General features: G+C 53.8%; 8 protein-coding genes. 3 read left to right on the forward strand and 5 right to left on the reverse strand.

Annotated elements, in window-relative coordinates:
* Both EUC46_RS11990 and EUC46_RS11995 read left to right on the forward strand, forming a co-directional pair.
* The coding region (locus EUC46_RS11990) for a hypothetical protein (protein WP_241655571.1) at positions 1-989 on the forward strand (989 nt) is incomplete at its 5' end.
* 160 nt (positions 990-1149) lie between these two features.
* Positions 1150-1395 carry a helix-turn-helix domain-containing protein gene (locus tag EUC46_RS11995; RefSeq protein ID WP_206646000.1) on the forward strand — a complete coding sequence of 82 codons (246 nt, stop codon included), beginning with the start codon at positions 1150-1152 and terminating at the stop codon, positions 1393-1395.
* Between the two features lie 91 nt (positions 1396-1486).
* On the opposite strand, the gene EUC46_RS12000 is transcribed toward EUC46_RS11995, so the two are convergent.
* From EUC46_RS12000 to EUC46_RS12020, 4 genes are all read right to left on the reverse strand, one after another.
* Complete coding sequence (locus EUC46_RS12000; RefSeq protein ID WP_128774394.1) at positions 1487-2581, reverse strand: hypothetical protein; 1095 nt, start codon at positions 2579-2581, stop codon at positions 1487-1489.
* 621 nt (positions 2582-3202) lie between these two features.
* A complete protein-coding gene (locus EUC46_RS12010; protein WP_164918834.1) occupies positions 3203-4027 on the reverse strand; it encodes an alpha/beta hydrolase family protein in 825 nt (274 codons plus the stop codon).
* A gap of 2 nt (positions 4028-4029) precedes the next feature.
* Positions 4030-4779 (reverse strand): hypothetical protein, encoded by a 750-nt coding sequence (locus EUC46_RS12015; RefSeq protein ID WP_128774397.1) that lies wholly within the window; start codon positions 4777-4779, stop codon positions 4030-4032.
* 1586 nt (positions 4780-6365) lie between these two features.
* Positions 6366-7382: a hypothetical protein gene (locus tag EUC46_RS12020; protein ID WP_128774398.1), complete on the reverse strand. Its 1017-nt coding sequence runs from the start codon at positions 7380-7382 to the stop codon at positions 6366-6368.
* A gap of 185 nt (positions 7383-7567) precedes the next feature.
* On the opposite strand from EUC46_RS12020, the gene EUC46_RS12025 reads away from it, so the two are divergent.
* The gene (locus EUC46_RS12025) at positions 7568-7879 is read left to right on the forward strand and encodes a phosphoenolpyruvate carboxylase (protein WP_128774399.1); all 312 of its coding nucleotides are present in this window, start codon (positions 7568-7570) and stop codon (positions 7877-7879) included.
* A gap of 148 nt (positions 7880-8027) precedes the next feature.
* On the opposite strand, the gene EUC46_RS12030 is transcribed toward EUC46_RS12025, so the two are convergent.
* On the reverse strand, positions 8028-8365 hold a 338-nt coding region (locus tag EUC46_RS12030; RefSeq protein ID WP_206646001.1), incomplete at its 5' end, for a transposase.

Here is an 8365-nt window from a genome sequence, read left to right on the forward strand (position 1 = left end):
ACCACCACCATCCGACGCTTCATCGACACCTACAACAAGACCTGCAAACCCTTCTCCTGGACCAAGCCCGCCGACCAGATACTCAAGAAAGCCAAGCGCCCAACTACTTCAGAAACACGACACTAGAGCGTATCGCCACGCCCGAGCTGCTCGACGATCTGGCGCGCACTAGTCTGGGACTTCGCTTCGGTGATCCGGCTTTTGGCCGGGAAGTCTATGCCGATATCAAGCATCAAGCGATCACGGCGGAAGAGCGTTGGTACGATGCTCGCGTCGACGCGACCCTAGGTATACCTAGGGTTAGAGGCATAGCCTCTAACCCTTTCTTTGACTTAACTGTTCGTTGGGAATATACGGTGACGCCGAAGCATCGCTTCCGCAAGTTCGCCGTGGTGAGCGACCGCCGTCGCTACGAAGAGTTGGTCGCCCAGCGCGGCGAGACCAGCGTCTGGTTCCGTCGTCCAACCCCGGGCTTCGACGTCAGCGATCCCGAGGTCTTCACTCTGGAGCAGTTCACTATCGACGGTGTTGACGTCGCGTTTGAGCGGCAGGCAGACGATGTGTCGCAGGTCTATGCGGTGGATCTGGGTGAAGAGGTAGTCCGGGCAGGCAAGCCAGTGGTGATTGCGTTCCGGTTCCGTACCGCTGCGCCAGCAGCGGGGCACAGCTTCCACCTGAACATTGACCGCCCGACCAAGGGGCTGGATGTTGAACTGAATTACGATCCAGCGGCTGTTGCCCAGGTTTCCCTGATGGACTTCGCGTCGCGTGGTGACGGCGGCAGAATCTCCGACGAGCCAGACACTTCCACCTTGCGCTACCGCTACGACGGCTGGCTGTTCCCGCGAGCTGGTCTGGTCTTCGCCTGGAGTCTCCCGAGCGGACGGGTCACTCAGAGTGTCTCTCACAACAAGGCGGGCCGTGGTGCTTCGACTCGTGCCACTACTGCCGCTAGCAACGACGACACCCGTCGGGCACGAGCAGCCTGACGGGTATAGCCGGACGCACCATTAGGCGCGTCTGTGGGATGCTCAGCAGCCACCCATGGCGCTCACCTCCTCGGTCTGGCGGATCGGGCAGCGACAGGATACATCGGCTTGAGATACATCGTCTCTGGATCATGAGTCATGAGACCGATGTGATGTCTCGGTGCCCACCACTCGCTCCAAGCCGCCGATCTCCGCCATCACTGGTGAGTTCGGTCGTCGGGTGCGCCTGCGCCGCGAGGAGTTAGAGCTGTCCCAGGAGAAACTGGCTGAGCGCGCCGGCCTGCACTGGACCTACGTCGGCCAGGTCGAACGCGGACAACACAACCTCAGCCTGCACAACATCGTGCGCATCGCTGAAGGACTGGACAGCGATCCTGGGGAGTTGGTGCGGGGGCTGGGTGAGTAGTAAAGCTCCACCGCATCATCAGGCTGGAAAAGCCACGTAACCATTCGAATTCGATACCCGGCTCGCTAGCATCTGACAATGTTTAATATGTCTATCGATGCAGCCCCTGCAATGCGATGTACCACTGAAACCGATCCATGTCACGCTTAGCTAAACTCTCGCCAAGTAGCTCATTTCCCATAAATATCGCGACATTGGCCATCCAAGGCCAAGGAGCTAAGCCAAGCACTCCTCCGATTCTTTGTATAGTGCGACCGTGCGATTTGTTAGCAAGGTCAGTTCGAATTAGTTGACCGCTGAGTTCAAGCAAATGTTTCTCATCTACAGTGCCGCCGGCATCTATGATCTCAATTAATTCTTGCCTCAGCGAGCTCACTGCACCTGGCGTGCGAAAGAACTTAACGAGATCTTCAACACGACCAGGTTTGAGGTCAGGTATCACCTGCGCGAATAAGCTGCGAGATTGCCTGACAACATCATTAAGCGTACTTTCATCAGTCCATCGACACGAGTACAACCGCTCGTACATAGAAGACGAGTCAGCCCAGTCAAGAATAGGTTCGCCAAGACTCACTGCGGCAAGATCCGACATTACAATCTGCGCCACGACGAATTCGAGTATTCCACGCACGTTATCGATACCTACGCCCCGTACGTTCCGCCCCTCAAGGACCGAAAGTAATTCTTGTCGCAAAATCACGTCGTCACCTTTGCCAGTACGTGCGAGCCAGCTATCTACCCCTTGATGCCCGGTGTTAACTTCGGCCCAGGCGCTGGATCCCACGCGGTCCTGAAAATCGACTAGCTCGGGTTTCAAGGTCTGCCATTGTGCACGAGCAAGCCCGAGCCAATCAGTCGGGTTGCGCAATAGCTCCTTTGTGACGGTAATGATTTTATCTTTATTATTTACGAAAATTGCCTCCATTTGCACTACGACAAGAAAACCCTCTTCGTGCAAGACTTTCAGACTGTGCTTCATTGGAGCGAAAGCGTCGCTCGCCCTATCTATAACAAATTCGTATGACTCCTGGTCGATAATAAACCTTTCGGCTGTCATTAGAGCCGAATAGTCGAGATCAATTCCCTCTGGTGTCCAGCAAGACATCGGATATTCCATATGTTCAGGGAGAGCTGTGACGAGATATGGGTTGTAGCGACCATGTGTTGCAAACACGAGCGAAGTCACGCTAAACCCCGACCCTCGAAAAAGGTACTCTTAGCCAAGTCGCCAGTCCAATCGTCAATATGGCATAATTGATTGTGTCCATATGCGACAAATCTCGGAGGGACTGTGCGGGTGACGGATGCGCATGCCGTAATGTAAGCCATTGGTCCGATTTCTATGTCACCCGCCACGAAAGCGTGAAAGCCAATGAATGTCCAATCATATACACGTACCGATGGCTCGTCTTGTTCTCTGTGATCCCAAGATTGGGCTGGGTCATCTTGTTTATGTGCTAGCGTCCCGAATATTCGACAATTGTTCCCTATGACCGTGCCTTCACCTACGAACCCTCCAATAACACAGTCTCTACCAACAGAGGAATAGCCTCCGATAGTGGCACGGTGTACAACGAGGGTATTCGAACCGATCGAAACGCCACGCTCTAGGACGCAGCACGAATCAATAATAACGTTGTTACCCAGATCGACACCTTCTCCAATAACTGAATACGGGCCGACATATAAGTTACCTTCATGCTTGACGACCTTATCGTCTGGATTACGTGATGACGTCCTAAATCCTTGTAGCGGTCGAAGAGGTTGTCCGATTAATGCTGTTTGATGGATTTGAATCGGAGACATTTTACGACCACCCTTCTTCAAGCAGCGCAGATACGATAGCCGTCGCGTTGCTCATGGAGCGCTTGCTAGTATAATTATCATCACCGACTTCTGTGAGTCCGTGTTCTGTGTGAGGCATTATCACCAGACTAATGTTGTTGTTGGCGTCTGCAACCGCTTCGGATGAACTGAGTGGGACCATATCGTCATCGGATCCGTGAAATATTACGATCTGCTTGTCAACAAGCGCAGAGACGAAAAATGGGATATCAAACTCACACATCTCCGAAACGACGTCAATACCCAATGTATATCCGTCATCAATCTTGATTCCATCCCCAGTGGCAAGCGCTTGTCGTATGCGATCCAATCCGAATTTGGATATCCCCCAAGACGTTATTGGTTCAATGAAAGTCGTCCGCATATCTAAAACCGGCGCAACTAGGACTAGTTTGGAGATATATGATGGACGTCTGGCGGCACAAATGAGCGTAGCTGGTGCTCCGAAACTGATTCCAGCCAGAGCTACGTTACTTAAACCAAATTCCTTTATAGACCAATCAATTGAGCGCCTGAGGTCATCGGTTTGAGTGCGAATGCAATATTCTTCAAGAGATGCGGCAGAGTTACCGTGCCCTCTATAATCGATCCTTAAAGAGCCGACGCCATTTTCATATAACATGTATGCGAGTCGACGCTGAGTGTCGAGATATTCATCGCGATTACCTTGAATGCCATGGGAGAATATCACTAGCCGGCTGCCTCCGCGCGGCATCATTACGACCCCTGGTATGGGTGCGCTTCCAGCAACACTGGATATCCGAATTTCATTCTCTGTAGCAGCCATAGTCATAGTATTAATCCTAGCTCGTCATACGTTTCTTGTAAAGTGTTTGGACTGAAGTTATTGACCGCTTTGATGGCAATACCTAAAGCCCTCAGTATGTTTGGATTCCGTATCTGTCGTCGTAACGCAAGTAAATAGTCTACTTCTGCCTCGATCTCCTCTTGCCAATTAATGTTCGAATCGGTTTCAGGGGCATTTATATGACGTAACACTGTCTCGTATATCAAGTCCCCGTACTGCTCGTGAGATATGCGACTGAGGTCGATCCAAGGTGTTCTTGGGCGCTGCCAAGAATATCCAACAGAAACAACATTCGCGTGATCTTGTTGCCGCAGAAAAAAGAACAGATCATCATTATATATTTGAGGAAATATTGGATCAACCAATTGCGGATCAACAAATAGGGCAGACCCGGTCATCGTTATATTGATGGGTCTTGATGGATGTATGTAATGTTCGATGTGCCGCGTAGTCGATATATCGGCAAATCCGCGGACATAGAACCCAGCGACACAGACATTGTCGATTGTCAATACGCTTCCTGTATGCGATATCTGGTACTCCGTCAAGACAATGTCGTCATCTAGGAGGAGAACATTACGATAATTTCTTGCTTTAGCGTGGAGCAGCGCTAAAGTGCGTTTAATCCCTGTGTCAAATTCTGGTCGAAGCTGTGTTGACGGATTCCTGTTGATACTTAAATTGGAGATCGCCTGGAAACCATCAAGCTCTGTTAGGCGAACAAGGCTCACTCGCTTATGACTATATTGATGACACCAGATTGGAAAATTATTAGACGAGAGAATGATCAAACGATCAGAGTATTTTAGGATTTTTTGAACCGGAGTCGCAGGACACTTACTATTGTCGATAACAGGAATGTAAGTACAATCGATTCGTCGCGGCATATCCGCAGACGTTTTGCGCCCAAAAGGTGCTAATCGTTTGTTGTGTATCATTGCATCTGAATGTTGCAGAGGGGAGTGGTTAAAGAGATGTGAGGCTAACTGGGTATATATATAGTGTAGAACTACTGATCAGCGTTAACATTCACCTACTGTCGCTTGGTTTAATATAACGGTATTTCGTGATACATCAGAAGAGCATCAACCGGCTGTTGAAATTTAGTGTTTTCGTCTGTTCATAATAAGACCAGATCTTTGATTCTTTCCAGATAGTTTCGAGGAACCCGATTGGCGAACACGACTTCGAAATCAGTAGCGACACATAGTGAGACGATCCACCAGACCATACCCTAACCGATACGCCAGTAAGTCCAATACTACCACTAGCGGTGTGGGGAATAGACAAATCGATATTTCAGCTTCAGAACCATTGATTATCATCTCCTCGCTGAAGCGTATTGAAAGAAGCGCTACTGGTTTAGGGGCGTTCTTTGGACTACGTCGGAAGATTCTACACTCCTCTCATCTTTCTGTTCTACTGGGATATCCCCGGTTCAACTCCAAATCTCGCAGAAAGTCTCCATTTTACCGGTATAGTTGTGTGTATTTTCCTGTATCTAGTGTCGGATTTCATGCGCTCCAAACTGTCTGTACAGCTATCGCGGCGACCTTTAGTTGATCCTCACGGGCCACCAAAACGAAGATAGTTACGACTACGTAACAACTCGTTCCAACTCGCCACGTCGGATAGTAGCAACACTTGAACTTTGAATCTCATTCCCAGCCTCGCGCAAACCTGCGTCCATCTGTCGCAGAACCTCTACCTTGAAACCTATCACCAGATGAAATCTTGCACCCCGTCTCGAAAGGCAGTAAGTACATTGACTCTACTCAGGTATCGCCTATGAAGCGCCTTCCGTATCGTATCACTGCTGACCTCGAACTGCTGTGTCATGTCTTTGATGATCCTGATCGTCTCGTGGGTTTAGCGAACTTGGCGACGGGGCTCGCGCCTGCCGGCTCATTCGGTTTCACAATTGTATTTCGTCTCTTGCGAACCGGAGAACCGCTGTCGGCACTTTAAACCGTTTACAAGCTCGCCGTAATTAGAGTGGCGACGGAATTGACTTTGTCGCGTGTGCTATGTCACCTTCGAGAACGCTTGTAACATTTGCCGACTCTCACAGTCCTGTCGCTAGTTCGACACGCTGGTCTGTATCTGCTCATGTAGACAAGCATCCCGCAGCTTCGCGGTTCGGTCTGGCGGTCGGCGATTTTGTACAACATGTGAGGTCTGTCGGCGTGTCGTTGGGTCAAATCCTGGAACAGTGTGCTAAAGGAGGCTTGCTCGGAGGATGATGCCGTAACCGCCCCCTCCTCCCGCGTACACGCCAGAGGCGGAGCCCTTAGCCACCATCCAGCCCCATCGGGCCCTATAGGCTCTCGGCCTGGACGACTTCCACCATGGCGATGGTGCGGTAGTTGCTGAGTCGGGTGTGTAGTCCTGGGGTGAGTTGGCTGTGGTCTTCGTAGAAGACGGTGCGCATGGGGGCGTCTCTGCCGGTGATGGACAGGGCCAGCACGGCAACGTCGTCGTCCGGGCTGTCGGTGTCCTGGCCGAGGCTCGGGCGCGCCTCTTCTCGCGCCTCGGGGATTTCGATGTCTAGTCGGTAGCGCCGCAGGCATCGTCCGCCATGTTCGGTGGTGGCGCTGGTGAAGGGGGTCAGGTCGAGGCTGACCTGGTGCGGATTGTCGCTGGCCGGGTCGTGCCAGAGCTGGATCAAGGGCGCCTGGACAGGCAGCTTGGTGGTGGTCATCTGGTCGATACAGACCGCCAGCCGCCGGCCGCTGCCACCCAGGGTAATGCTCAGGGTTTCTGTTCCCAGGCGCCCGGCGACCTGGGCGAAGTAAACCAAGTCCCGGGCGATCACGGGCATGCCGGCATCACTCCAACGCCTGGCGGTGCGTTGGTCGCGCCAGTCCTCGCCGGATAGGGCCTCGGCTGTCAGCTGGAGCCGATCAAGCACCGTGTCAGCCGGGCTGCTCAGCGACAGCGCGGCCGCCGCTTCATTGCGCCCAGCCCGCTGGTAGCGCGCCAGCTCCCGCTGAAACAACAAGAACCCGTCAAGCAGGTCATCCCCACCACACACCCGCCGCAACACCTCGAAGCGACTGAACTTCTGAATACTCAACCGCCCGTGAGCCTTGCGTAGCGCCAACAACTCCGACAGCACCTGCGCCTCCAGCACCGTCCGCTGCTCGGCCGCCTCAGAGTCCTCCCCGACCGGGAAGACCCCACTAATGGGCGCAAGCGGCTCCCGGGCCGGCCTGGTGCTCAGAGCTGGCGAAGCGCCCCCGCTAGGCCGGGTGGCATCAACGGGTGTGGGTGTCGCTTGGCGGCGAGCATCCTCGCCGTCACTGCCCGGTGCTGGCTCGTCTTCTGGTTTCACGCTCTCAGTCTCACCCGAGCACGCCGGTACGTGGCTAGGACACCAGCAACGAAAGGCAGTGAAAGGCGGTGGGAGGCGGGGGTGCACTTTTTTGTCACGACACACCCGCATCCCGTGCGGTCTGCTTGGTTCCGCCAGGTCGCCTGGCCTGGCGCCACAGCAAGCCCCACGAAGGAGCTCCTCTCATGCCCGCCTCGCTTATCCCCCAGACCCCCGAGCCCCACACCACCAATGCCCTGCCGTTCGGCCAGCCGTCCTCCAGGGCGGTAGCCCGCTCGACCCGCCGCCAGGTCGACATGGTTCTCGCCCGCGCCGAGGTCGCTCACGCCAAAGATCAAGCACGAGCAGTACTAGCCTCCGGGGCTCTAAACAACGTCACAGCCTTGATCGGCCTAGCCGAACAGTGCTACGAGTCCGCCCCCGCCGGCGCACCCTACTACGAAGCCATTATCAAGGCCTACAGCCTAAGCGCCGCCCGCACCATCACCAACCTCTAAACCACCACGACACACGGCGCCGCGGCAACACGGATAACAACGCAGCGACGCGTACGAACACAGCACGGGTGCAGCGTATAGAAAGGGAACAGCCATGGACTTCATTCTCCAGACACTAGCAGCTATCGGAGTGATGGTATGGCCGGCTTTAAACAAGATCGTTGTCGGGGGGTGTTGTTGGTAGGTGTTCGAAGTCGTAGTCGAAGGTGCGGCTGGTGATGTAGTCAAGGAACGCGGTGTATGTTTGTTCGGGGGTGTCGCGCTGGATATTGGCGATGCTTCCTTTGGCCGTGTTCCAGACATGCTCGGTGGGATTGTGGTCCGGCGCGTAGGGTGGGAGGTAGATCGGGGTGATGCGGTCTAGTGCTTCGCCGGGCTCGTACAGGCTGGTGAGGGCTTTGGCGTGGTGGAATCTGGCGTTATCCAAAACGACGGCTATCTTGGTGTTGTCTGTTTCACGTGCCAGGCGGCTCATAGCCAGGATAA

The sequence above is a fragment of the Actinomyces oricola genome (assembly GCF_004104015.1).
Taxonomy (GTDB): domain Bacteria; phylum Actinomycetota; class Actinomycetes; order Actinomycetales; family Actinomycetaceae; genus Actinomyces; species Actinomyces oricola.